We start from the raw sequence: 24,318 nt of genomic DNA, 5'->3' as shown, positions 1-24,318 counted from the left end.
GTATGCGAGCATGGACATCGCCACCACGCCCGCCGAACCGAATGCAAACCCTGAAATGGCGGACGCGGCCTCGCCGCCGAATGCGCCCCCGGTCATCCGGCGCGAAGATTATCTGCCGCCCGCGTGGCTGGTGCCCGAGGTATCGCTCGACTTCCGCCTTAGCGCGGAGGCCACGCGCGTCGTCTCAACCCTTTCGGTACAGCGCAATCCCGCCGGCAACGGCACCGATACGCTGCGCCTCAACGGCGATCAGATCACCGCGCAGGGCGTGAAAGTCGATGGGCGGGAGATCAACGACTGGCGCATGGACGGGCCGGACCTCCTGATCGAACTGACCGGCGACGCCCACCGACTCGAGATCGAGACGACCGTCAACCCGGCGGCCAACAGCCAGCTGATGGGTCTGTACGCATCCAACGGAATGCTGTGCACCCAGTGCGAGGCGGAAGGCTTTCGCCGGATCACTTTCTTCCCCGATCGCCCTGATGTGCTGTCCACGTATGCAGTGCGCATGAGCGGGGACAAGGCCGCCTTCCCGATCCTGCTGGCGAACGGCAACTGCACCGCCACGGGTGAGGACGCCGATGGCACTCACTGGGCCGAATGGCACGATCCCTGGCCCAAGCCGAGCTATCTCTTCGCGCTGGTGGCGGGCGATCTGGTGGCCAACCACGCCACTTTCACCACCATGGGCGGGCGGCAGGTTGACCTTAACATCTGGGTGCGTCCGGGGGACGAGGACCGCACCCAGCACGCGATGGATTCGCTCATCAATTCGATGAAGTGGGACGAGGAGGCGTTTGGCCGCGAATACGACCTCGACCTCTACAACATCGTCGCCGTCGCCGACTTCAACATGGGCGCGATGGAGAACAAGGGCCTCAACGTCTTCAACACGCGCTACGTGCTCGCGGACCCGGAAACTGCCACCGATGCGGACTATGATGCGGTCGAGGGCGTGATCGGGCACGAATACTTCCACAACTGGTCGGGCAACCGCGTGACCTGCCGGGACTGGTTCCAGCTTAGCCTCAAGGAAGGCTTCACGGTCCTGCGGGACCAGTTGTTCAGCGCCGCGATGGGCAGCGAGGCGGTGAAGCGGATCGAGGACGTGCGTGTGCTGCGAACCGGCCAGTTCCCCGAGGATTCCGGTCCGCTCGCCCATCCGATCCGGCCCGATTCCTATCAGGAAATCAACAACTTCTACACCTCCACCGTCTACAACAAGGGCGCCGAGGTAATCCGCATGATGCGCACCATGGCCGGGCCGGAGCGGTTTCGCCGGGGCACCGACCTCTATTTCGATCGCCACGATGGCGAAGCGGCGACGTGCGAGAATTTCGTCAAGGCGATAGAGGATGGCGCGGGGCTGGACCTTGCGCAGTTCCGCCTGTGGTACTCGCAGGCCGGGACGCCGAACGTCGCGGCGGAGCTTGACCATCGCGATGGCCGCGCCACCCTGACACTGACGCAGACTGTCCCCGCCACGCCCAGCCAGCCCGAAAAGCAGGCGATGCCTATCCCCTTGCGCATCGCCCTGTTCGATCGCGAGACGGGCAGGCACGGCGGTGAGCAGCTCATCGTGCTGGACAAGGACACTGACAGCTTCACGTTCGATGGCTTCGCCGCCGCGCCGGTGCTGTCGATCAACCGGGGATTTTCCGCCCCCGTCGCCATCGAATTCGCCCGCCCGGACGAGGATCTGGTGTTCCTGGCCGCGCACGATGACGATCCCTTCGCCCGGTACGAAGCGATGCAGGGGCTGATGGTGCAGCACCTTGTCGCCGGGGCAGGCGGCCGGCTGGACGATGCCGCGCGGGCGGCGGGCCGTGCGGCCATCGGCACTGCCTTCGGGGCGATCCTGGCCGATCCCGCGCTAGACGATCTGATGCGCGGCGAACTGATGATTCTGCCCGCTCAGTCCTATTTGGTCGAACAGTTCCGGGTCGCCGATCCGGGCGCGATCCATGCCGAGCGTCAGGCGCTGAAGGCGTGGCTGGGCGGTGAATGTGCAGTCGCGTTGAAGGCCCTGCACGACCGCGCAAGCGCCGTCCCCTACGGCCGCGATGCGACTGCGCGCGGCGCTCGCAAGATCAAGACGCAGGCCCTCACCCTGATCGCGGCGGGCGATCCGCAGGACGGGGCGGCGCGGGCATTTGCGCAGTACCAGTCCGCCCGGACGATGACCGACCGGCAGGGCGCGCTGATGGTCCTGTGCAATCTGGACGCACCGCAGCGGGCCGAGGCGCTGGCCGATTTCCATCAGCGTTATTCCGGCAACGCGCTGGTGATCGACAAATGGTTCTCACTGCAGGCCGGTTCCTTCCACCCGAACGTGCTGGAACATATCCGGGCGCTGGCGGGCCATGCCGACTTCACCATGAACAATCCCAACCGGGTGCGCGCGCTCTACATGACCGCCGCGTCGAACCCGTTCGCCTTCCATGACGCCAGTGGTGAGGGGTATCGCATGATCGGTGACGTGATCCGCAGGCTTGATCCGCTCAACCCCCACACTGCCGCGCGGTTCGTGCCGCCGCTGGGTCGCTGGCAGCGGATCGAAGCGGGCCGCGCCGCGCTGATGCGTGCCGAACTCGAACGCATCGCTGCCGAACCGTCGCTTTCACGCGACGTGCGCGAACAGGTGACCAAAAGCCTTGGCTGACACTGTCGAAGTCAACCGGGCCGAGGTGCTGGGCGATCTGCCCCATGGCTTCCTCGGTCGTCGCGGCGGGGTGAGCACGGGCGACGTCGCCGGGCTCAACGTCGGACTGGGATCGGGGGATGATCCCGAAGCGATCGCACGCAACCGCGCACTGGCGGCGGCCGCGATCATGCCGGGCGGCAGGCTGACGACCGTCTATCAGGTCCATTCGGCGGATTGCGTGATCGTCCCCGAAGACCCATGGCCCGACGCCGGACGTCCCCATGCCGATGCGCTGGTGACGGACCGTCCTGGCGTCCTGCTGGGCATCCTCACCGCCGATTGCGCGCCGGTGCTGTTCGCGGATCGACGGGCGGGCGTGATTGGTGCTGCCCATGCCGGGTGGAAAGGCGCGATCGCCGGCGTCACCGACGCGACGATCGCCGCGATGGAGCAACTCGGAGCGCGCCGGGTCGACATCGTCGCCGCCGTGGGGCCATGTATCTCCCAGGCGTCCTATGAAGTGGATGAGGGCTTTCGCGAGCGTTTTCTCGCGCAATCCCAAGATAACGCGGTCCATTTCGAGGCCGGGCGGGAAGGGCATCACCAGTTCGATCTGGAAGGCTATGTCCTCTCCCGGCTGCGCGGCGCCGGGATCGCTCGCGCGGAAGGGTTAAGGCTGGATACATACGGTCAGCCCCAACGCTTCTTCTCCTTCCGCCGTGCAACTCATGCCGGTGAAGCGACGTATGGACGGCAGGTTTCGCTCATCGGATTGGGCTGAAATTTCTTCGGCGGGTCTGCCGGAGCCGGGCGAACACCGCCCCGGCAATCTTGCGAGCAACCGAGCCATTGCATCGGGACACCGCGCTGACACACTGTGGTGCCTTTTTACCACAGCGTTCATCAATGAACCTTTTGTGACATAAAAACGGTTTTTATTGTCCGACAGGCGGCTAAAGGGGCCCTGCTTCGGCAATATTTGAATAAACAGGAAGTTTTTATGATCAACAAATTCACCGCCGTCTCGGCCCTCGCCCTCGGCCTGACTGTCGCCGCTCCCGCCATGGCGCAGGATGCAGGCGTGGCATTCGATGGTCCTTACGTTGCGGCGATGGCCGGCTACGACAAGGTCCATGTCGAACTGCCGGACGGCAGCAAGGGCAGCGACGATGGCGTGCTGTTTGGCGGCGTCATCGGTTTCGACAAGAACATCAACGGCGTGGTCCTGGGTATCGAAGGCGAATACGCCGATTCGAACACCAAGGAGACCGTGGCTGACGTGTTCGCAACCGGCGACCGCGCTTCGCTCAAGACCGGCCGTGACTTGTACGTCGGCGGCCGTCTGGGTGGCGAAATCGTCCCCGGCGTGCTTGTTTACGCCAAGGGCGGTTACACCAACGCCAAGTTCAAGGCTTCGTACACCGATGGCGTCGACGTGATCAGCGGCAGCGACAAGCTGGACGGCTACCGTCTGGGCGCGGGCGTGGAAACCAACGTGTCGGGCTTCCTGGCCCGCGTTGAATACCGCTTCTCGGACTACGGCAACTACGAAGGCACCGGCATTCGTCCGGAGCGTCACCAGGTTGCCGCGATGCTCGGCTACCGCTTCTGATACTGGTTTACCGCCCTTTCCGGACTTCGGTCCGGAGGGGCGGATCTCCTTCTACGCTGCCATCCGTGCGCCACCGGGCGCAGTGGCAGCCACCACGATCCGCATCGTCAACGGGGTGCCGGGCTCGCTTTTCCTTTTCCTGATGATCGCCAGCGCGCGGATGACGCCGCAGGTCTCGACGTGGCCGGTAATCCGTGATCGTGCGTCGATGGCCGGGCCGCGAGCGCCTGGGCCGCGCGCAAAGCCATCCGATCCTGTCGCCAGCCCAATCACCTCAGCACGTTAGGGCTGGTTGACCAGCGGCCAAAAAGGCGGTTGGCACGATGGCCATTCGTGTATATCAGGCCGCCAAAGTCGGGAGAGAGCCGGGCTGTGTCCGGCGCTCGCGCCGGCACGGGGGAAAACCAGGATACCGTTGGTCAAGATCAACTTCCTGTCGGTCCCCCGGCAGTGGGTTGTCGAAAGCAAGGCAAGGGCAGACATGGCAGAAACAGAGGGCGTGCGGCGGCGCGATTTCATCAATATCGCCGCAGTGAGCGCCGCGGGTGTCGCGGGCGTGGGGATCGTCATCCCGCTGATCAGCCAGATGTCGGCTTCGGCGGACGTGCTTGCGGCCTCCTCGACCGAGATCGACATTTCCGCGATCCAGCCGGGGCAGGCGATCAAGGCGATCTTCCGCAAACAGCCGGTTTTTGTGCGCAACCTCACTCCCAAGGAGATCGAGGAAGCGAACGCGGTGGCGGCTGACACGCTGCGCGATCCGCAGACGCTTGCCGAGCGGACCAAGGAAGGCAAGGAAAACTGGCTCATCACCATGGGTGTCTGCACCCACCTGGGCTGCGTGCCGCTTGGCGCCGGCGAGGGAGAGATCAAGGGTGAGTTCGGCGGGTACTTCTGCCCCTGCCACGGTTCGTCCTACGACACTGCCGCCCGTATCCGTAAGGGCCCCGCGCCCAAGAACCTCGAAGTTCCGGAATACGCATTTTCTTCAGATACCGTCGTCAAGATCGGTTGAGGCCAAGAGAGAGGATCACGAACATGAGCTTTCCCTGGGCCAACGAATACAAGCCGGGTAACCCGTTCACGCAGTGGATGGACGAACGGCTGCCCCTGCCGCGCCTGATCTACAATTCGGTCGGCGGCGGCTATCCGGTTCCGCGCAACCTCAACTACTTCTGGAACTTCGGTTTCCTGGCGGCGCTGTGTCTGATCATCCAGATCGTCACCGGCATCGTCATGGCCATGCACTATGCGGCCAACACCGCGGTGGCGTTCGACACGATCGAAATGACCGTGCGCGACGTGAACTGGGGCTGGATGATGCGCTATGCGCACGCCAACGGCGCCTCGATGTTCTTCATCGTCATCTACGTCCACATCTTCCGCGGGTTCTATTACGGATCGTACAAGGCGCCGCGCGAAATGGTGTGGCTGCTGGGCGTCGTGATCTTCCTGCTGATGATGGCGACCGCCTTCATGGGCTATGTGCTTCCCTGGGGGCAGATGAGCTTCTGGGGCGCCAAGGTGATCACCGGCCTGTTCGGCGCGATTCCCTTCGTGGGTGAGCCCTTGCAGCAGTGGCTGCTGGGCGGTTTCGCGCCCGACAACGCCGCGCTCAATCGCTTCTTCTCGCTCCACTATCTGCTGCCGTTCGTGATCGTGGGCGTGGTGATCCTGCATATCTGGGCACTCCACATCCCCGGATCGTCGAACCCCACGGGCGTCGAAGTGAAGGCAGAGAGCGACACCGTTCCCTTCTACCCCTATTACGTGGCGAAGGACGGCTGGTTCATCGGCGTGTTCGCGATCGTGTTCAGCCTGTTGCTGTTCTACTTTCCGAACTCGCTGGGTCACCCGGACAACTACATTCCGGCCAACCCGATGAGCACGCCGGCGCACATCGTCCCCGAATGGTACTTCTGGCCGTTCTACGCGATCCTTCGCGCCTTCACTCAGGACTTCTTCATCATCCCGGCCAAGCTGATGGGCGTGCTCGCCATGTTCGGTGCGATCCTGGTGTGGTTCTTCCTGCCGTGGCTCGATCGTTCGCCGGTTCGTTCCGGCTCGTATCGCCCGCTGTACAAGAAGTTCTTCTGGTTCGGCCTGATCCCGACGATGGCGGTGCTGTTCTACTGCGGCGGCGCGCCGGCTGAAGAACCCTACGTGATGTTCAGCCAGCTGGCCGCGTTGTACTACTTCGCTCACTTCCTGATCGTGTTGCCGATCGTTTCCGCGATCGAGAAGCCGCTGCCGCTGCCTTATTCCATCACCGAGGCTGTCCTCGGCAAGGATGACGCCGCACAGCTCGCCCCCTCGGCGCACGCGTGATCAACAGCTAGAACGGAAGACGAAAGACATGGCACGCATTCTCTCGATCCTCGTCGGGCTGTTCTTCACAGTCGCGCTGGCGTGGTCGTTCGGCCTGGGTCTGTATACCTGGGCCACCGACCCGGCATCGCCCACGGCCGAGCACGAGTTCCACCGCCACCCCAAGGAACTGCACCTCGCCAGCGATGGCGCATTCGGCAAGTTCGACAAGCAGCAGCTGCAGCGCGGCTTCCAGATCTACAAGGAAGTCTGCTCTGCCTGCCATTCGCTCAGCCACGTCGCTTTCCGCGATCTGGAGCAGCTCGGGTATTCCGAAGGCCAGGTAAAGGCGATCGCCGCCGGCTTCCAGGTCCCGGGCACGGACGCTACCACGGGTGAGGCGAACCTGCGCCCCGGCATGCCGACGGACTACTTCCCCAAGCCGTTCGCCAACGACATCGCCGCACGCGCTGCCAACAACAACGCCGTGCCGCCTGATCTATCGCTGATGACCAAGGCGCGTCACGATGGTCCGGCCTACGTCTACTCGTTGCTGACGGGGTATCAAGCGCAGCCCGCCGAACTTCTGAAGAAGTTCCCGGATTCCAAGACCCCGGATGGCCTGCACTACAACCCGTACTTCGCGAACCTCAACCTCGCGATGGCGCCGCCGCTGACCGGTCCAGGACAAGTCGAATACGCGCCGGGCAACCCCAAGGCGTCTGTCGATCAGATGGCGCAGGATGTATCCGCGTTCCTGACCTGGACTGCCGAGCCAAAGCTGGAAAAGCGCAAGCAGACCGGCCTGGCCGTCACCCTGTTCCTGCTGTTCGCCACGGTTCTGGGCTACATGTCGTACCGGAACATCTGGGCCGGCAAGAAGCACTGACGACACGTCCGGCTTTCGGTTGAACGCATCGCGCCCCGCCATCTCCACGATGGCGGGGCGCTTCGCTTTTCGATGCCGGCGTCAACGGAGAATGGGCCAGTGACCCTCGATGAATTGCGCGCCTTGGTGCGGACCGTCCCCGATTTTCCGAAGCCCGGCATCCTGTTCCGCGACGTGACCACGCTGATGAGCGATGGCCCAGGCTTCGCCGCCGCCGTGGATCACATGGCCGAGCGGGTGAAGGCGGCCAACGGAGAGGTAATCGCCGGGATCGAGGCGCGCGGGTTCATCTTCGGTGCGGCGATCGCGGCGCGGTTGGCGCTGCCGTTCATCCCGGTGCGCAAGCCCGGCAAGCTGCCGGTGCCGGTGCTGGCAATCGACTATGCGCTGGAATACGGGACCGATACGCTCGAAGTCGATCCCGGCGCGGTCCGGCCAGGCGCGCGCGTCGTGGTTGTCGACGATCTGATCGCTACCGGCGGCACCGCTCTCGCATCTGTCGAGCTGCTGCGCCGGGCAGGGGGGAACGTGGTGCAGGCGCTGTTCGCGATCGATCTGCCTGACCTTGCGGGTGCGCAGAAGCTGCGCGATGCCGGGGTGCCCAGCGATGCCTTGCTCACATTCGCGGGGCATTGAGGGTCGGACATTCGGTATCACGAGAAGGCGCGAAGATGAGGGGGGGGAGGTCGCCTTGGCCATCCTTCCCGGAACCATGAGGATGTTCGGCCTACGGCATTACAGGGCTCGCCCTGATCTCCGCGCTTCCGCGTCGCATAACTAGCCTTGCTCCGCCACGGACGCCTTCTTTGCTTTCGCCTTCTCCTTCTTCGGCGCTTCCTTGTCTTCCAGCAGGGACTGCACCGCCTTGGATGTCGCGACCGTTCCAAGCTCGGTCAGCGCGAAGAAGTTCGCTTCGATGTCGGCGAGATCGTAGAGGTAATTCACCATCACTCCGTGCGATTGCTTCTGCCCATTGGGTGAGAGGTCTGCGTTGGCGTGGATGGCGTCGAGCCGGGCGCCATTACCCAGGTGGAAACGGGCCACCGGGTCAGCCGGCTGGCCGCCCTTGCCCTTGGCCTGCACCAGATAGCGCGCCGTCAGGCGCTGCAACTCCTTGCCGTTCGGGGTCGCGGTATCGGACGGCTGTTCCTTCGCCAGCCACTTTGCAAAGCCCGGGACGGGGGACAAGGTGGCGAACGTCTTGAGGTGAGGCAGGTCCTCCTTCAGCAGCCCGACCACGCGCTTGATGAGGTGATTGCCGAAAGGGATGCCTTTCAATCCGACCTGACAATTGCTGATGGAATAGAAGATCGCGCAGGCCGCATCGCGCGGATCGATCGCTTCGCGGTCCTGGGCGATCACTTCGTGGATCGCGCCGGGGACCGTGGCGGTCAGCGCGACTTCGACGAAGATCAGCGGGTCGTCGGGCATTTGCGGATGGAAAAAGCCGTAGCAGCGCCGGTCGCCCGGCTCCACCCGGCGGCGCAGATCGTCCCAGCCCTTGATCTGGTGGACCGCCTCGTACCGGATGATGCGTTCGAGCAGCAGGGCCGAGCTGTCCCAGCCGATGCGCCGCAGTTCAAGGAAGCCCGCGTTGAACCAGGCGGTGAAGGCATTTTCGAGCTCGCGGTCCAGCGCGGCAAGGCCCGGCGTCGATGCGGCGCGGGGAACGGCCAGCAGATCCTCGCGCAGGCTGATCAGCCGCTGCGTGCCTTGCGGGGCGAGGTTGAGTTGATTGATCAGGCGGCGACTGGGGGACTTGCTGGCAACGTTCAGCGCCAGGGCCGATGCTTCGTCACGCCTGTCGATCCACTGCGCCACCGCCTTGTCGATCGCTTTGGTGTCGGCGGGGTGAAGATCGTGAACCTTGCCGAGAAAGTCCTGCCGCGTGGCAAGATCGCTTGCCTCATATAGATCGAAGAATGCCGACGCGAGCGCAGGGCCGGATGCGCGTCCGCGTAGCGACAGCAGGGCGTCCGCCAGATCGAGCAGGCTCTCCCCGCCATCCTTTCCGGGGCCGATGCCGATGCCGCGCAGCAGCTTGCCGACGCCGGTAGCCATCAGCAGGTCGAGAGGATTGCGTCGGCGCGAGGTTGCACCGGATTCGGCGGTTGCGGGGATCGAAGGGGCGTTCATGGAGACGATCGTTCCTTTGCCATGGATGGGGCCGTGGAAGGGCGGGCGGGTAGGCCCGCGTCGATTTGGCGCATCCGTTCGTCGGTCTGCTTCTTCAAAAGATACGTCCCAACCGCCCGATCGCAACCGGGGTCGACGCAATTTTCCCGAAAGAGAGTCGTTGACGAGAGTGCCTCGCCCGTGGCAAGCGGCCTTCCACGATGCGGCCGTGACACCACGTTGGCCGCAACGACGACTGCGTGAGCGGGTATAGCTTAGTGGTAAAGCTCCAGCCTTCCAAGCTGGCTATGCGGGTTCGATTCCCGCTACCCGCTCCAGTCCGAAATCGCTCGCATCCTCGATGGCAGCAGGTCCTAGATCGCAGCCGGTACGGTCAGGATCGCGCGCAGTCCGCCTGTGGACGCCTCTTCCAGTCGGAGGTAGCCGCCATAGAGCGCGGCCAGTTCACGGACGATCGACAGCCCGAATCCATGACCGTCCCCTTGTTCGTCCAGGCGCGTGCCGGGAAGAGTCATCCGGGTGCGCTCCGCAAGCGGGATGCCGGGACCATCGTCGGTAACCTCGATGAGCACGTTGCGCGGGTCTGCCGGATCGCGCCCACCACGCACCCCGATCCGCGTTCGCCCATGGCGGGCGGCGTTGTCGAGCAGGTTGCCGACCAGCTCCTGCGCATCCTGTTCGTCCATCGCGACCAACAGGCCGCTGTCAATATCCGCTGCGGTGAGGAGGCCTTTGTCGAGGTGGATCGCCTGAACGGTGGCAAGCAGATCGGCGATCAACGACGCAAGCGGAGTCGCAACGCGGCGATCGGTGGCCTGCAGGCGAGCGCGGGCAAGATGGTGCCGGATGATGGCGTCGATCCGCTCGACCTGCGCTGCCTGCTTCGGCTGATTGCGCAGGCCCAGGGCCAGCGTGGCGACCGGCGTTTTCAGGGCATGGGCAAGGTTGGCGGCAGACTGCCGTGCTGTCGTGAGGGTGCGGTCATTGTCCTGCGCCAGCGCGTTGAGTTCAAGCGCCAGCGGCTGCAGCTCGCTTGCCAGATCCTCGTCCACACTCTGCCGAGCGCCCCGCCGGATCTCCGCGACTTGCTGGCGCAGTGTCCGGATCGGCTGCAGTCCAAGGCGCAGCTGAATCAGGGTCGCCGCGCCCAGCAGCACCGCCAGACAGGCGAGGATCATCAACAGTGGAACGCGCGCCTCCAGTATCGGTCGGCTGACCAGTTCCTTCGGTGCGGCGGCGGTAAGGGTCACAGGTCCGCGCCCAGTCTGGATGGTCAGCGTGCGGGCATGAACGTCGCGATCCTGGTCCCGCGCGCCGTCGAGGGGGCGGGGATGGGGGGCGATCGCTTCAGGCCCCCCGGGAGGGGGCGGCGGTGGCCCCGGAGGGCCTGCCGCCAGCGCCGGAAAATCGGCAGAGGCAATGGCGCCGTCAGGTCCGGCGATGCGCCAGTGCCAGCCTCGACCCGATTCGAATGCGCCCAGCCTGCGTTCGATCTCGCTTCGATCGACATGGCCGTTTTTATCGACGGTGCTGGCGAGCAGGGCGATCTCGGCATCGAGGCGTTGATCCAGGCCGCTGATGACGAAACGTTCGAGCACGGTGGTCATCGCCCAACCCGACACCACCAGCGCCACCACCATGGCGATCAGCGACAGGGCCAGCATGCGCATATGAAGCGAGCGCGGGATCAGGCGCATCCGATCAGTCTCCGCATACGAGACGATAACCCCGCCCACGCTGCGTCTCTATCCGGTCGGCGCCAACCTTTTTGCGCAACCGGCCGATGATCACTTCAAGGCTGTTGGAATCGACGTCGGCATCGCCTTCGTAGACGTGCTCGAGCAGATCCAGCCGCTCAATGATCGCGCCTTTGCGCAGCATCAGTTGTGAAAGGACGCGCCATTCGAACGCGGTGAGTTTCAGGGGCAGGCCATCGAACTCGAACTGGCCAAGCTGGGCGTCGAAGGAAAGCGGGCCGCATTCGATCCGGGGCTGGGCATGGCCTGCCGCCCGGCGGACCAGCGCGCGCAGCCGCATCACCAGTTCTTCGAAACGAAAGGGCTTGAGCAGGTAATCGTCGGCCCCGGCCTTGAACCCGGCGACTTTGTCTCCCCACGCCTCCCGCGCGGTCAGGATCAGCACCGGCATTTCCCGGTTGGCCGCCCGCCAACCCTGCAGGATGGTGAGGCCATCCTTGCCCGGCAAGCCGAGATCGAGCACCGCCACGTCATAGAGTTCCGTCTCGCCCAGATGACCGGCGTCAATGCCATTGGCGGCCAGGTCCACGGCGAACTTCTCCTCCCGCAACGCCTTGGCAAGCGCGGGGCCGAGATCGGGATCGTCTTCGACTAGCAGGATACGCATCGCTCATTCCTATGGATGAGCCGTAAACGCTCGCTGAACGAGGTGGTTCAGCGGGGGTGGCGCTCGACTCGGATATTGATCCTTCATCACCGAAGAAGGAGTTCTACCCATGAAACTGAGATGGAACGCAGGCCGCCGTGGCCTTGCACTGGCGGGCGTCGGCCTGCTGATGGTAGGGTTTGCGACCGGGGCCGGGGCGATGGCGCTGACCCGGCCTGCCGTGGAGATGGCACCCACCATTACGACCGCGATCGCAAAGCTGCCCAACAGCAGCGGCATCGTCACCGTGCGCGGGAAAGTGGCCGAAGTGTACGGCGATCGCTTCATCGTGCAGGATCAGACAGGCCGCGCGCTGGTCGATGCCGGTCGCAATAGCACCATGGCAAAGGCTGGCAGTCCGATCATGGTGCAGGGTCGCTATGACGATGGACATCTCCGCGCCCGCTTCCTGGTCGACGGTTCGGGAACGGTGCGGGAAGTAGGACCGCCACCGCCGCCTCGTGGTGGGATGGCGCCACCCCCTCCACCACCACCTCCCGCCGATGACCGCGCGGGGCCGCCGCCCCCTCCGCCGCCGTCCGGTGCCGACGGTGCGCCGCCCCCACCTCCGCCCCCCGGAGCGCGCGGCCCAATGGATAGGTCCGGCCGCGGAGCGCCGCCGCCGCCACCAGCCGCCGGGCAACCTGCCCCGCCGCCCCCACCGCCGGCAGATGGTTCCGAGGTTCCCCCTCCGGCGCCAGGCATGTGAACGAAGGCGGGAGGCAACACTGCCTCCCGCCGTTCATACGCGTATCATGATTTGGTCGGTGAGGGGAATCGAATAGGATAACCTAAACCACTGATTTCGTTTTATTCAAGATGCGTTGAGATGGGCTAAAGCCCCCAATATGGCCCCCGGAACCGCCATATGTCCGAGTTCGAAGCACTATTTCACTGTTCTGGCTCCGAATTTGTAGCGACCCGCCTGGCGCTTGTCACCGCCGAAAATCCACCCCGTCAGCGTCAAGGGCTACTTTCAAGTCTTAAGTCGGCGCTTTTTCCGAGAGAAGATCTTCGCCGGATCTGCCCGATTCCTGTCTGGCAGGTTCCAAGTACGAATCGCGGGATAGCTGCCCTTCCTACAGATCAGATGTTTTCGCCCGCTGCCGACCAACTTACTCCATTCACTGACCGTCAGTTGAACGACCGCCTATGTCAGTACCTGCCGTTCTCCCGAAGCCGGGAGTAAACTCATGCACAGCGGCTATTTCGGCCGGCGCTTAAAGTGAGGCTCGAGCAGACCGACCATATGGTCGAGCATGTCTGGGCCAGTCCTGCGGGGCATCGGCCCGTCCGCGTAATCCTCGTGCGGCTTGACGCCGTTGAACGTGAGCTCACCTGCCCCGAGGGCGATCAGTTCGACCATGAACGGATCCTTCTCCCGGCCATCGAAGGAGAGGGACGCTTTCGCGCCGAGACCGGCGATGACGTCGCAAAGCTGCACGGCGGCCGACTCATGGGAACGTACGGCGGTGGTGCTGCGAACTCGCAGCGGGAACTCGACGCTTGTTCCGTCGCCCATCTCCACCGGCCCGGGTTCGCAGTCGTCGCGCAGGATCGTATCCCAGACGTCGCGTTGACGCAGGAAGTTGCTGGACTCGTCGTGGACGACGTCGAAGTCCTCCGGCCTGCGCTGCCGCCAATGGACCACGGACGCCAGGACCGCGGTCAGCTGGATCTCGCTGCTATCGGTGAATGCGGCGAGGTCGACGTTGGCGAGTTCGAATCGCCGGGCGCCCTCTGCCAGCATGGCGAAGATGGTGGAGATCGGATGCTTGGAGCTGCTCGCCGTCCTGCCGAGGTGCTCACGGAGTGCGTCCATGGTCGTGCGGCTGGGCGTGCGGGCGAAGGCATCCCAGCGCTTGGCTGTCTCCTCGTAGAGGTCCTCGCTGCCGAACCGCAGAAAATCCCGGTGAATGGTGTTCATGTACCGCCGGGCGTATCCGTTGCCATAGTAGTCGTAGCCGCCCGCAGTGAACGTGGGTTCGACGAGATACTCGAACATCTTCACGATCAGCGAGAAGCGCTTGTCGATTACGTAGAAGAAGAGGCGATCCGCAAGCGCCGGGATCTCGGCTGCCAGGGTCCTGAGGCCGTTGCGGTGCGTGTCGCGCTTCCAGATGTTGACGAACTTGTACTCCGCGCCCTGATACCTCGGAAAGCAGCGGCGCAGGATTTCGGCCGCCCCATCGTCGCCGATAAGTGACGATGCGATGGTGAAATAGGGCTGTTGGGGATTGTAGAGGTCGCCACCGGTATAGCCGGATTCATCAATGTAGATCGTGGTCATGGCGATCATGTAAGAACTTGCTTGAGCCGATGTAAGCATTGTGTTTCCGATGCGCTCTCGACCCAACCTGCGGAACCGAGCCGCCCGAGCAACTTAGCGAGCGCCATGAGTAATTTCCTTCTGCCGATGTCAGAGTTCAATCGCATCCATCAGGTCATCCATGGCACAATCAAGGATGAGGGCAACCCGGGGAAGGGATGCACCCTATTCGCATGCATCGGCGCATTGATCTTGAGCAAGCACTACAAGATCCCGGCCCGGGCGGTGGCGGGAGGCTTCGCCATGTGCGTGGAGCCCGAGAAAAACATGTTCTTCGGATGCGACGGCGACGGCGGCGGAGTCGTCGAGTTCGACGAGGACGGTTTCCACATGTGGGTGCAGACCGAGAACTACATCATCGATTTCATGTCGCCGCTGTACCATGAGGCGTTCCAGGACGTTCAACGGGACGTGGTCATCCCGCGGCGGATGTTTCAGAAGCGGATCGAGGACGAGGCGGAGAATCTGGACGTTCTGAATAGGGCGGGCGATTTCTACACAATGCCGGATCCCGACCTTAGCGAACGACTGATCGACAGCATTCTGGAGCGGCCGCTAAATACGGATATTATCCATATCGCCGAGACATGGTTCGGCACCCGACGTGGCAAGCAGAAGCCCTCCCTGACCATCGGAAGCAATGACGGGATCGTGCGCGAGTTGACGCTGCCGAACACCTTGGCGCGTGGCGCATGGTGAGCGTCGATGCCTAGGTTCCACCCGTTTCCGTCCTGTCCCACGAGGGCGAGGTCATGCTGATCGGTAACATCGATCCATCGTGGAAAGACATGTCGAAGTACGTGGTCCATTTCGCGAAGGCAGATCCGCCGAAGACGGCCTACGATAACGCGATTTCGATCCTATACGGGCGGCGCATCATCGCGGCGAACGCGTTTGGGGCCGGTCGCAATCTTGCGCCAGCACGGAAATCGGTGTGCTTCAGCGAGGTGCCGCTCCACCACCTGAAGCGGCTGGCAGATGTTCGAGGGCGGCACGGCATCGGCTTCCGGAAGGAATACATTGTAGATCGTGGCGGCGGTCCGATCCTCTATGCCTACAAGGACACGAAGCAGGCGCAGGCGATCAAGGCGATGGTGCATGCGGCGGCGCACGACGCCAATTCGCCGGTCTGGGATGTCGCGCCGTTCGTGGATCTGCCCGGCATCTACGGCAAGTCGATGTACCTCTATGAGTGGGAGAGGGAGTGGCGGCACGTGGGCGACTTGGACTTCTCGGAAACCGACCCGGCTTTTCTCATCATTCCCGAGGATCTGCATGAGACCGCGCGAGACTTCTTCCACTCCGCGAAGATCGACGATGTGGGGCCGAGCTACGAATGTCCCTTCATCGATCCCTACTGGGGGGAGGACCGGATAATGGCCGCCCTGTATTCTTGAGATCCTTGACATGCAGGGTGTGGGGCGGTCTGGAAGGGCCCGCTCGACTATCTCTGTGTTGCAAACTACGCTCTCGTTTCCCGCAGCGCGATCGCGGCTCGCCAACCCTTATCGAGACAGGCGGGATGACGCCGAGGTGCAGCGGTTAACGCCTCAACAAGCTGCTGATGGTGCCTTCGCAGATGACAGCCGACTTCAACATCTCTCCCGGCATCCATGCCATGTTGCATCGCTACCGACCGGACAAGCGCCCGGGGAAGCGGGTTATCACTCTCGAGAGTCCGGATTCCTTCAATCAGGAATGGATCGAGGAGGTGGCTCGAGAACTGGAATTGCCGGAGGTGACCGCACAGCTCGATGCGGGCGAGGTCGCCGCCCTCGCGTTGGCGGCGGCCTCGGCTCGCCGGAGGTTTGGCGACGATGCGGGGACCACGCACGCACTCCAGCGATTGCTCGAATCGCGCGCGGGCGACCTCGATGCCGACATCGCGCTCGTGGCGATCACCGGACACGGTCAGCATCGCGACATCTTGAAGACCTTCCCCGACATGGTGGAGTCCTCCGCCATGATCGAGGCGATCATCGAGGCGGCGTCACAAGGGGCGATGGCAGGATTGCATCGCTACGTTGATATGAGCGCCCTGATGATCCGCGATATGAACCAGGCGAGGCTGGCGCTGCCTGTTTCGGAGACGAGGCGGGACGACCTCCTGCCGACCTATCTCGTGGCGGCGACGGCTCGCGGTCTTGGGTGGACACGCTGGGTAAAGCTCTTCGCGATCCTGTGCGATGGGACCGAGCTCGCGGACGAGATGGGGCCGCCCGATCCTGAGAAGCGCAATTGGGAAACCGATGAATCGATGGGGATGCGGCGCGAGGCCTGGAGCGAGATACTGCCCGACCTTCCGGTCCGGCAGGTCGCGCGGCTCATCCTCGATCTCGAGGGAGTGCTTTCAACCTCGGGTCCGGACGTTCGGGCGGTCTATGTCCGGCGTCTGCGCACCGCCATTGGCGATGATGACGAGCTGCGCAGGGCCACCGTGGAGGCGCTGCTCAGCCGCAGCCCGCCGCGGCAGCACGACCTGGCGCTCTTCGCGGCCACGCGGTTGGTAGAGGCCAGCGACAAGGCCTTCGTCTCGGAACTCGTCGATCACCCTGACCGCGAGGTTGGGTATCTCGCCGACATGGTTCGCCACGCGGTCTTCGGAGCGGTGGCCGCCGATGACACTTGGCCAGCGCCCGGTGTCAGCACCATCACTGACCGCCTGTTCCAGATCGGACTCATGCCGGCAGCGACGGAGCACCCGCTCACCTGGATCGGGGATCGGCTCCTCGAGCGGTTGATCGAACAGACCATCGCCGGCGAAGAGCGCAGGTTCGCGCAGGAATATCGCGACCACAGTGAGGAAGGTGAGGAGGGGCTGCTCCGCAGCTTCTTCTCAGATCTCGCCAACCGTCTGCGCGACCTTGGGGAGGGGCTTCGGGCGACCGCGAGGGCCACCGGCTCGGACCGGACCGCGAGCATAGAGCTGAACTACCGTCCGGTCGACAAGTCGGAGGAAGGGAAGCCGGGGGTGAACCCGCGTGGTGACGCGGAGCCTCCCTCATTTTCCGCAGACCTCTGTCTGATCATCGACCCGCATCTCGACGGACGACCGCTCGGCAAGCGTGCCACGCTGGTGCAGGCGAAGCGGCTCCGCCTGAAGGACACCACCCGGCCCGAGCGCGGCCTCACTTCGTCCTTCAAGCTGGATCCCAGGCAGATGACGGACCTGATCCGACAGACCGGCTCGTCGTTCTACCTGTTCCAATGTCCCGGGCTCCTCGATAGGGGCATCCCGATTATCCCGACCCAGCTGGTCGAAGACCTGGCGCGGCATCACGCCCCGAGTGCCGCTCAAATCCCGGCGAACCTCGTCGGCTCTGCTTCGCGCCCGCTGGCTGAATGGCTGACGTACGTGGTCTTGGGATTGCGCACAGGCGATCCGCTGGCCGAACTCGTGGCAAAGGCCGAAGGCGGCGACGGGCGCCGCCCGCGCCCGCTGGCGAGGTTCGGCACGGTCGAGATAGTGATCCGGGTCGGCGAGCCGAAGTCGAAGGCCGGAGACGGTTTCAGGTGAAATCACCGAAATGAACGAGGTTATTCCCGGAGAGCGCCAAAAACGACCCCGTGATCGCGCCCGCATCTGAAGTTTAGTGAGGTGCGCCAAAATGGATGAAGATCGACTGCGCCAATATCGGTGCTTTGCCGCCACAAGAACGCTATGGTTTCATGGGAGGGATGTATCTTAGCGGGCCTTCCGGGGAGGACATGTGCGGCTGGCCGAAATACGGATCGAGAACTTCAGAACTTTTGGCGAAGGGGACGCCGCGTTTCGACTGACCTTGCCGGCCGGCATCGCGGCACTGGTGGGAGAGAATGATTCCGGCAAAACTGCCATCGTTGATGCTATCCGGCTTGTGCTGGGTACGCGGGGCCAGGATTATTTCCGGGTCGGTGAGGTGGATTTCCATCAGCCGCCGGACGGCGGCGTGGCCAGGAACGAGATCCGAATTCTCCTGCGGTTCGATGCGCTCAGCGTCGGCGATCGTGGGGCCTTCCTGGAGCATCTCACTTATCTTGATGGCAAGGCCCATCTGTTCTTGCATTGGCAAGCGGTGGCGGGCTCCCGCGGCCCGTCGAGACGTTTCACGACTGTAGAGTGCCGTTCCGGCGCCACGGGCGGTGGTCCGGCGCTGGAGGCCTCGGCACGCGCGCTCCTCTGCGCGACCTATCTGCGACCACTCCGCGACGCCAATCAGGCTCTTTCGGCCGGCCGCGGCTCGCGGCTGGCTCAGATCCTCCAGCAGACCGAAGAGATCGAAAGCGTCGGCGAGGATTTCAATCCCGAAGCTTTCCCGGAAGATCCAGCGACGCTGAGCGTCCTCGGCATCGGCGACTTCGCCAACGAGTTGCTGGAACGTCAGGCCGGTATAGGCAACGCGCGCGCGCGCCTCAACGACGACTATCTCGCCAAGCTTTCGTTCGAAGGCGATGTGCTTAGGGGCGCGATCTCGGTCAGCGGCGCTCGCGGCGACAAATCCGCACGGCTGCGGCAACTCCTAGAGAAGCTGGAACTCGATCTGCGCAACGATGGTGTCGCGGACCCGCCCCCGGGGCGCGGCCTTGGCTCCAACAATTTGCTGTTCATGGCATCCGAACTGCTTCTTCTCAGCCAGGAAACTGACGGCTATCCCGCATTGCTGATCGAAGAGCCTGAGGCCCATCTTCATCCCCAGCGCCAGCATCTGCTGATCGATTTCCTGAAGCAAAAGGCGATCGTAGATCGAGGTGCCGAGCATGGGCTTCAGGTTTTGATGACGACCCACAGTCCATCGCTTGCATCGTCGCTGAAACTGGAAAATCTCGTGCTAGTTCGCAACGGACGAGCGTTCCCTCTGGGCCCCGAGCACACCCTGCTCGCGCCGGACGATTATGCGTTTCTCGAGCGGTTTCTGGACGCCACGAAGGCGAACCTCTTCTTCGCTCGCGGCGTCATCATCGTGGAAGGCGATGCCGAGAATATCCTCCTGCCCACGCTCGCCCGGCTGATCGGAAGAGATTTGGCGCGCCATGGTGTGTCGGTCGTTAACGTCGGAGGTACGGGTCTCGGCCGATATGGGCGGATTTTCCAGCGCCGCGCGGCGGACGAACAGGGGCTACTCAACGTCCCGGTGGCCTGCATGACCGACATGGATGTGATGCCCGATTGTGCGCCGGCTATACTCGGTCTTACCACTCCGGACGGTTCGGTGCCCGCGAAGAGCAGCAGACGGTGGCGCAAGAAGGACGACTTCGAGGGCGATGGCCTTGAGAATCAACGCGCTTCAATTGCGGCCCGCGCCACCGGCCAATCGGTCCGCACCTTCGTAGCCAACGAGTGGACCCTCGAATATGACCTCGCGCATTTCGGCCTCCCTAGAGAGGTATGGGTTGCTGCGGATCTCGCGATTGCCGACGAACGCATCCATGCGGGGCGAGCGACGGTGGCCGAAGTCGTGCGCACCTCGATCCGCAGCTTCCGCGACCTGTCTGACCTGGCCCCTGAGAGCCGCAGCACGTCAATATATGCGAAGTATCGAGGCGGAGCCTCCAAGGCGATCGCTGCGCAATATCTGGCGGCGTTGCTTGATCGCGCGGCGGACAGGGGCCGTCTGACTCCGGCCTCACTTCGCGAGCTCCTACCACCCTATGTCCGAGCGACGATCGACTATGCCACGGGCAATATCGGCGATGCGCTGGCGTGATCGGCATAGCGGAACTCCTGGCGCGGCCCGTTAGCGACGAGGACATCGCCGTTGCCTGCGCTAGCCTCGGTTTGCCGCCCTTGGCGTTTCACGGCGCTGGCGGAGAGGATGCGCGCCTTGCCGTTTTGCGCTCAAACGGATCGATCGACGTCGCAGCTTGCCCCGGCAGTGGAAAGACGACGCTGCTCGTCGCGAAACTCGCGATCTTGGCGAAGCGCTGGACCTCGCCCGCCGCAGGCGTCTGTGTGCTCTCTCACACCAATGTGGCACGGCTGGAGATCGAGAAAAGGCTTGGTGCTGACCCCGCCGGCCGGGCGATTCTTTCTTATCCGCACTTCATCGGCACCATTCACGGGTTCGTGAATCAGTTCATCGCGCTTCCCTGGCTTAGATCGCAGGGGATCGACGTGGTCGCGATCGACGACGACATCTGCCTCCGAAGGCGGCTGCACAAGCTGACCCCGCCCCAACGTTCTCGGGTTTTGCAGACCAAGCGCCGGGAGGGGCTCCTTCGGATCGTCGACGCCAACCACGATGTTGGCGACGTCGCTTGGGGCGGTGGACCGCTTGGGAAGCACACCGCGACCTATCAGGCGTTCGTTGCTGCGTGTCAGGCCACGACAGCGGAAGGATATTTCTGCCACGATGACATGATGATCTGGGCCGCACAGGCCCTCGATCGCAATCCCGAGCTGCGAAACGCGGTCCGTCAACGATTCCCGGTGCTGTTCCTGGACGAGGTTCAGGACAATGATGATGTTCAATCTGCGATCCTCCACCGGCTGTTCATGGATGACGATCGGCCGGTCGTGCGTCAGCGCTTCGGCGACATGAACCAGGCGATTTATGGGAGCGCGTCCGCAACAGATCTGAATGGCACGAACAGCAATGTTTTTCCCAACGCGGCAATTTCTATCCCTGTGGCCAACAGCCATCGCTTCGGCACCCAGATCGCAACGCTGGCCGATGGGCTCGCCCTGTCCCCTCCTGGCCTCATCGGCCTGCGCGAGCATCCTGAGCCCGAACGGGGCAGACAGGCCGCGATCTTGCTCTTCGGTACCCAACAGGCCACGGCTGTGCTGCCGGCGTTCGCGCATCTTCTGACTACGCGGTTCAGTCCCGCAGAGCGTGCGGCTGGCGTCTTCGCTGCAGTCGGTGCGATCCATCGCGACACCAATCGACCGGACACGCCAAATTGCGTGGCCCACTATTGGGACGGTTACGATCATGAGCTGGCCCGCGTCGAAGGGAGGCCCGCCACCTTGATCGGCTATCTCAGGCGCGGTGTCCGGGACGCAGCCGGAACGGGAGATGTTCGTCCCATAACCGAGAAGGCCGCCGACGCCGTGCTGCGGCTGGCGACGATACTGAACCCGTCCGTTCGGCATCCGAATCTGGCCAACCGCTTCCGCCAGCTAGGCCGGCTTCTCGAACACGATGCTGCGACACTCCGACGATTTCATCTTTTGTGCTGGAAGGTTGCGAGCGGCGAACTGCCTACGAACGCCGGGGTGTGGCAGACTTGGAAGAAGCCGATCACGGATATTGCCAACGCTTTGCTGGCGGGCGCCGCAGCGGAAAGCGCGGATGATTTTATGGCGTGGGAAGACGAGCGTGGAGCGGTCGGTGCCCTGGTAACGCCGGGCAACATCTTCTCTTACCCGAAACTGGAGCCCGCTGTTCAGATCAAGGTCGGCTCGATCCATTCCGTCAAGGGTGAGACTCATCTCGCAACACTCGTCTTCGACACTCATTACAAGGGGTCGCACCTCACTCGGATCAAGGACTGGCTTACGGGCGCGAGATCCGGATTGACCGCCAACAAGCCCGAGCTGCGCAAGAGCCTGAAGCAGCATTATGTTGCGGTGACTCGTCCTTCCCATTTGCTTTGCCTGGCCATGCGGAACGATGCCTTCACGGACGCCGAACTCGTGCTGCTGCGCGCGCGCAACTGGAACATCGGCGACATCGCCAACCAGCAGATCGTCTGGCGGTCCTGAGATTGCGTCGCGGACCGTTGCCTGTCCGCCCCCTCACTCCGGCGGAGCGGAGTGGCCGAGCTCAATCGCCTTTTTGCGCTGGGCTGAAGTCAGCGCTTTCCAGATACGATGGACGTTGCGCCGGGGCATTGCCCCAAGATCGGTAACATAGCTCGACTTATCGAGCCGCACCTTGAAGAACGTGGGGTCGTGATCGATCGCGTTGGCTTGCAATCGCCAGAACACGACATTCGCGAATTTTGGCGTCAGCGATTTGTGAAGCCTGTAGTAAGTGAGCGCATTCGAAAGGATGTCATTCGCTTCGGCCGCTGCAAGCCGTTCCAGCGCGCGCAGGCAGCTTTCGAGCCGCATCTGCCGCATCCGTTCGGCAAGGGCTTTACGCGCCTCGTCCGGTTCGAGCTCGCGGCCCTCGTCGAAGACAGCGACCTGGAATTTGAGGATGCACTCGGAACCGACGTCGAGGCGATGACCCGTTTGGTCGTTCCGAATCTCGAAATGGTATCGAAGCCCCTCCTTGTCACAAAGGCGGCAGGTCTCCTCCGGAATTTCGTGATCAACTGTTTGGCCGGTGAAGTGCCATTCCCGGAAGGCAGCAGGCAAAGTCCTTGCGACCGACAAAGGAAGGATATTCTCGGCTACGCGTTTCGGGAAGCTATCCATGCTCGACATCATCTCCAGCCTGTGCGGGAAGATAACTGCAAATCGACGGATAGAAAGCGCAGTTCATATTGGCTGGCCTGCTTGGGCAACCGCCCGAGCCTCCGGGATGTTGGGGCCACCGCTTTGGTTGTCAGCGCGGCAAGATTTCCGAGGTCCATGGACGGCAACGTCCACAATATAAGCCGATGAGTCGTTGACCGGCTGATTGGGCGCCCATCATCTATGTCTCGGTGTCGGCTGACCGGACGGCGCCCTCCGCGCCTACGCCAGGGTGGCCGATGGAAGCCGAGTCATTCGAAAGGCTCGAGAATCTCACCCGCCCGCGGGCTGGCTCCGACACAGTCCAAGCAGGCCATGCGATCACGAGCCGGGTGTTGAGACGCCCTTGAGTGCGTGTCGGCGCCTTTGGTCAGAAGACTTGGACATCCGCGCCGACCACCCGGCGAAATTCCACATAAACGATTTACAGGCTTGGCCCCAGCTCCTGGTACTGAGTGATGCTCTAGACATGTGGACGGGGTCCAAGCCTGTAGGCTTCAAGTTCAACTGGGGATTGGGAAGGGCTGGAAGTCTCGACCGGATTTCCACAAGCTCAACATCACGGTCGCGAGTTTTCGGGCAACTGCCACCCTCGCCTTCCCGTGCCCCGCGCGAGCCGCCAACTGCCGGCCCCAATCCTTTATGGCGCATTCGGTTTTCGTTCGGCTGATCAACACTCCAGCCGCCATGACGAGATGACCTCTAGTCAGTTTGTTGCCCGCTTTTGTGATTCGCGAACGCTGGCAGATCGTTCCCGACTGCTTCACCCTGGGGACGAGCCCGAGATACGCGCCGACATACGCGGACGTTGCAAAGCGTATCGGATTCTCGATCGCGCTGTAGAATGAGAGCGCGCTGATTGGTCCGACGCCGGGTATCTGCAGAAATCTCTTGGTGATCGGGTTCGATTCGGCCGTCTGCAGCACTTGCTTGTCGGCCGATTTTACATACCGATCCAGGGCTTCCCTGACCTCGACCATCGGCCCGACCTGCGCGGTGAGATCCACTTCCTCATCGCGCCTTAGCCGGATCAATTCCTGTTCGAGCCTGACCCGCCAACCTTTGTTGGGTGGCGCCGCCTTCGGGTCTCCTCCGTTCTCGCGCAGCAGTGCGCGCACGGCGCTGTCGAGCGCGGTCCTCTGGCGAAGCAACTGGTCGCGGAATACCAGCTGGGATCGCAAGCGCTGGATTTCGACACTTTTTACGTGAACTGAGACCGCCGCCGTCCGACGCATCCGCCCTAGGTCAGCCAGACCGCGCGCGTCGTTCGCGTCTGTCTTGTTCCGCCTGATTGTAAGGAATTTGTTCGACGTGATCGTGTCAAAAACGACGACCGGGTAGCCGAGCTTCCGCAGCTTTCTCGCAAGCTGGTTTCCCATGCCGGCTTCGATGCTGACGCGCACGCCCCCGATCTGAGTGAAGGGCTCGAGAACTTCAGCAACGTCAGGAATGTCCGACGTCGCCATTTGCTCGAGCAGCACCTCACCAGCATCGCTTGTGACGCAGACCGCTGTTTTGCCTTCTCCGATGTCCAGCCCGGCCCAGAATTGTTGCATTTCCACCGTGACCTCCAACTATCTAACGGGGAGCGTGCACCACCTTGAGACGCTAG

At 63.2% G+C, this 24,318-nt stretch carries 20 protein-coding genes, 1 tRNA gene and 1 pseudogene; 15 read left to right on the top strand and 7 right to left on the bottom strand.

Going from position 1 to position 24,318, the window contains the following annotated elements:
- Positions 1–10 precede the first annotated feature (10 nt).
- From pepN to ACZ1JM_RS12910, 3 genes are all read left to right on the top strand, one after another.
- Positions 11–2,665, top strand: a complete 2,655-nt coding sequence (gene pepN, locus ACZ1JM_RS12920) for an aminopeptidase N (RefSeq protein WP_465132796.1) — start codon at positions 11–13, stop codon at positions 2,663–2,665.
- Positions 2,658–3,428, top strand: a complete 771-nt coding sequence (gene pgeF / locus ACZ1JM_RS12915; RefSeq protein ID WP_465132795.1) for a peptidoglycan editing factor PgeF — start codon at positions 2,658–2,660, stop codon at positions 3,426–3,428. The genes pepN and pgeF overlap by 8 nt, the downstream gene beginning before the upstream one ends.
- 219 nt (positions 3,429–3,647) lie before the next feature.
- Positions 3,648–4,259: an outer membrane protein gene (locus ACZ1JM_RS12910; RefSeq protein WP_465132794.1), complete on the top strand. Its 612-nt coding sequence runs from the start codon at positions 3,648–3,650 to the stop codon at positions 4,257–4,259.
- 51 nt (positions 4,260–4,310) lie between these two features.
- Here the strand turns inward: ACZ1JM_RS12910 and ACZ1JM_RS12905 are convergent, their stop codons facing one another.
- Positions 4,311–4,532: a hypothetical protein gene (locus ACZ1JM_RS12905; RefSeq protein ID WP_465132793.1), complete on the bottom strand. Its 222-nt coding sequence runs from the start codon at positions 4,530–4,532 to the stop codon at positions 4,311–4,313.
- A gap of 208 nt (positions 4,533–4,740) precedes the next feature.
- Between ACZ1JM_RS12905 and petA the strand changes: the two genes are divergently transcribed.
- From petA to ACZ1JM_RS12885, 4 genes are all read left to right on the top strand, one after another.
- Entirely contained in the window at positions 4,741–5,274 is a 534-nt protein-coding gene (gene petA / locus ACZ1JM_RS12900) for a ubiquinol-cytochrome c reductase iron-sulfur subunit (RefSeq protein WP_465135064.1), read from the top strand.
- 23 nt (positions 5,275–5,297) lie between these two features.
- Positions 5,298–6,587: a cytochrome b gene (locus ACZ1JM_RS12895; protein WP_465132792.1), complete on the top strand. Its 1,290-nt coding sequence runs from the start codon at positions 5,298–5,300 to the stop codon at positions 6,585–6,587.
- Between the two features lie 28 nt (positions 6,588–6,615).
- Positions 6,616–7,455: a cytochrome c1 gene (locus tag ACZ1JM_RS12890; RefSeq protein WP_465132791.1), complete on the top strand. Its 840-nt coding sequence runs from the start codon at positions 6,616–6,618 to the stop codon at positions 7,453–7,455.
- Between the two features lie 99 nt (positions 7,456–7,554).
- Positions 7,555–8,091 (top strand): adenine phosphoribosyltransferase, encoded by a 537-nt coding sequence (locus ACZ1JM_RS12885; RefSeq protein WP_465132790.1) that lies wholly within the window; start codon positions 7,555–7,557, stop codon positions 8,089–8,091.
- Between the two features lie 141 nt (positions 8,092–8,232).
- Here ACZ1JM_RS12885 and ACZ1JM_RS12880 read toward each other — a convergent pair whose 3' ends face one another.
- Positions 8,233–9,591, bottom strand: coding sequence for a malonyl-CoA decarboxylase domain-containing protein (locus tag ACZ1JM_RS12880; protein WP_465132789.1), 1,359 nt, complete (start codon positions 9,589–9,591; stop codon positions 8,233–8,235).
- Between the two features lie 243 nt (positions 9,592–9,834).
- Here ACZ1JM_RS12880 and ACZ1JM_RS12875 point away from each other — a divergent pair.
- Positions 9,835–9,908: transfer RNA gene (locus ACZ1JM_RS12875), tRNA-Gly, on the top strand.
- A gap of 36 nt (positions 9,909–9,944) precedes the next feature.
- On the opposite strand, the gene ACZ1JM_RS12870 is transcribed toward ACZ1JM_RS12875, so the two are convergent.
- A complete protein-coding gene (locus ACZ1JM_RS12870) occupies positions 9,945–11,288 on the bottom strand; it encodes a sensor histidine kinase (RefSeq protein ID WP_465132788.1) in 1,344 nt (447 codons plus the stop codon).
- A gap of 4 nt (positions 11,289–11,292) precedes the next feature.
- Positions 11,293–11,955, bottom strand: a complete 663-nt coding sequence (locus ACZ1JM_RS12865) for a response regulator (protein ID WP_465132787.1) — start codon at positions 11,953–11,955, stop codon at positions 11,293–11,295.
- 109 nt (positions 11,956–12,064) lie between these two features.
- On the opposite strand from ACZ1JM_RS12865, the gene ACZ1JM_RS12860 reads away from it, so the two are divergent.
- The gene (locus ACZ1JM_RS12860) at positions 12,065–12,703 is read left to right on the top strand and encodes a hypothetical protein (RefSeq protein ID WP_465132786.1); all 639 of its coding nucleotides are present in this window, start codon (positions 12,065–12,067) and stop codon (positions 12,701–12,703) included.
- 495 nt (positions 12,704–13,198) lie between these two features.
- On the opposite strand, the gene ACZ1JM_RS12855 is transcribed toward ACZ1JM_RS12860, so the two are convergent.
- The gene (locus ACZ1JM_RS12855) at positions 13,199–14,293 is read right to left on the bottom strand and encodes a DUF3800 domain-containing protein (protein ID WP_465132785.1); all 1,095 of its coding nucleotides are present in this window, start codon (positions 14,291–14,293) and stop codon (positions 13,199–13,201) included.
- Between the two features lie 96 nt (positions 14,294–14,389).
- Between ACZ1JM_RS12855 and ACZ1JM_RS12850 the strand changes: the two genes are divergently transcribed.
- The 6 genes and pseudogenes from ACZ1JM_RS12850 (at position 14,390) to ACZ1JM_RS12825 (ending at position 22,007) form a co-directional block, all read left to right on the top strand.
- A complete protein-coding gene (locus tag ACZ1JM_RS12850) occupies positions 14,390–15,022 on the top strand; it encodes a DUF2026 family protein (protein ID WP_465132784.1) in 633 nt (210 codons plus the stop codon).
- A 53-nt stretch (positions 15,023–15,075) separates the two neighbouring features.
- Complete coding sequence (locus ACZ1JM_RS12845; RefSeq protein WP_465132783.1) at positions 15,076–15,720, top strand: abortive infection system antitoxin AbiGi family protein; 645 nt, start codon at positions 15,076–15,078, stop codon at positions 15,718–15,720.
- 182 nt (positions 15,721–15,902) lie between these two features.
- Positions 15,903–17,840, top strand: a complete 1,938-nt coding sequence (locus ACZ1JM_RS12840) for a hypothetical protein (RefSeq protein ID WP_465132782.1) — start codon at positions 15,903–15,905, stop codon at positions 17,838–17,840.
- A 193-nt stretch (positions 17,841–18,033) separates the two neighbouring features.
- A pseudogene (locus ACZ1JM_RS12835) lies at positions 18,034–18,144 on the top strand (hypothetical protein); the annotation flags it as partial.
- A 234-nt stretch (positions 18,145–18,378) separates the two neighbouring features.
- Entirely contained in the window at positions 18,379–20,007 is a 1,629-nt protein-coding gene (locus tag ACZ1JM_RS12830; protein WP_465135063.1) for an ATP-dependent nuclease, read from the top strand.
- The gene (locus tag ACZ1JM_RS12825; RefSeq protein ID WP_465132781.1) at positions 20,004–22,007 is read left to right on the top strand and encodes a UvrD-helicase domain-containing protein; all 2,004 of its coding nucleotides are present in this window, start codon (positions 20,004–20,006) and stop codon (positions 22,005–22,007) included. Before ACZ1JM_RS12830 ends, ACZ1JM_RS12825 begins: the two co-directional genes overlap by 4 nt.
- A gap of 33 nt (positions 22,008–22,040) precedes the next feature.
- On the opposite strand, the gene ACZ1JM_RS12820 is transcribed toward ACZ1JM_RS12825, so the two are convergent.
- On the bottom strand, positions 22,041–22,667 hold the full coding sequence (locus ACZ1JM_RS12820; RefSeq protein ID WP_465132780.1) for a hypothetical protein: 627 nt from the start codon (positions 22,665–22,667) through the stop codon (positions 22,041–22,043).
- 542 nt (positions 22,668–23,209) lie between these two features.
- Positions 23,210–24,280 carry an IS110 family RNA-guided transposase gene (locus tag ACZ1JM_RS12815; RefSeq protein ID WP_465132779.1) on the bottom strand — a complete coding sequence of 357 codons (1,071 nt, stop codon included), beginning with the start codon at positions 24,278–24,280 and terminating at the stop codon, positions 23,210–23,212.
- Between the last annotated feature and the right edge of the window lie 38 nt (positions 24,281–24,318).

It is taken from the genome of Novosphingobium sp. BL-S-24, assembly GCF_055521575.1.
This window is presented reverse-complemented; position numbering and strand designations above follow the sequence as displayed.

Bases quoted from the DNA above. Each gene is read 5' to 3' on its own strand.
- ACZ1JM_RS12870 (WP_465132788.1), bottom strand. From the start codon at position 11,288: ATGCGCCTGATCCCGCGCTCGCTTCATATGCGCATGCTGGCCCTGTCG.
- petA (WP_465135064.1), top strand. From the start codon at position 4,741: ATGGCAGAAACAGAGGGCGTGCGGCGGCGCGATTTCATCAATATCGCC.
- pepN (WP_465132796.1), top strand. From the start codon at position 11: ATGGACATCGCCACCACGCCCGCCGAACCGAATGCAAACCCTGAAATG.
- ACZ1JM_RS12820 (WP_465132780.1), bottom strand. From the start codon at position 22,667: ATGGATAGCTTCCCGAAACGCGTAGCCGAGAATATCCTTCCTTTGTCG.
- ACZ1JM_RS12840 (WP_465132782.1), top strand. From the start codon at position 15,903: ATGACAGCCGACTTCAACATCTCTCCCGGCATCCATGCCATGTTGCAT.
- ACZ1JM_RS12850 (WP_465132784.1), top strand. From the start codon at position 14,390: ATGAGTAATTTCCTTCTGCCGATGTCAGAGTTCAATCGCATCCATCAG.
- ACZ1JM_RS12860 (WP_465132786.1), top strand. From the start codon at position 12,065: ATGAAACTGAGATGGAACGCAGGCCGCCGTGGCCTTGCACTGGCGGGC.
- ACZ1JM_RS12910 (WP_465132794.1), top strand. From the start codon at position 3,648: ATGATCAACAAATTCACCGCCGTCTCGGCCCTCGCCCTCGGCCTGACT.
- ACZ1JM_RS12880 (WP_465132789.1), bottom strand. From the start codon at position 9,591: ATGAACGCCCCTTCGATCCCCGCAACCGCCGAATCCGGTGCAACCTCG.
- ACZ1JM_RS12855 (WP_465132785.1), bottom strand. From the start codon at position 14,293: ATGATCGCCATGACCACGATCTACATTGATGAATCCGGCTATACCGGT.
- ACZ1JM_RS12890 (WP_465132791.1), top strand. From the start codon at position 6,616: ATGGCACGCATTCTCTCGATCCTCGTCGGGCTGTTCTTCACAGTCGCG.
- ACZ1JM_RS12865 (WP_465132787.1), bottom strand. From the start codon at position 11,955: ATGCGTATCCTGCTAGTCGAAGACGATCCCGATCTCGGCCCCGCGCTT.
- ACZ1JM_RS12895 (WP_465132792.1), top strand. From the start codon at position 5,298: ATGAGCTTTCCCTGGGCCAACGAATACAAGCCGGGTAACCCGTTCACG.
- ACZ1JM_RS12845 (WP_465132783.1), top strand. From the start codon at position 15,076: ATGCTGATCGGTAACATCGATCCATCGTGGAAAGACATGTCGAAGTAC.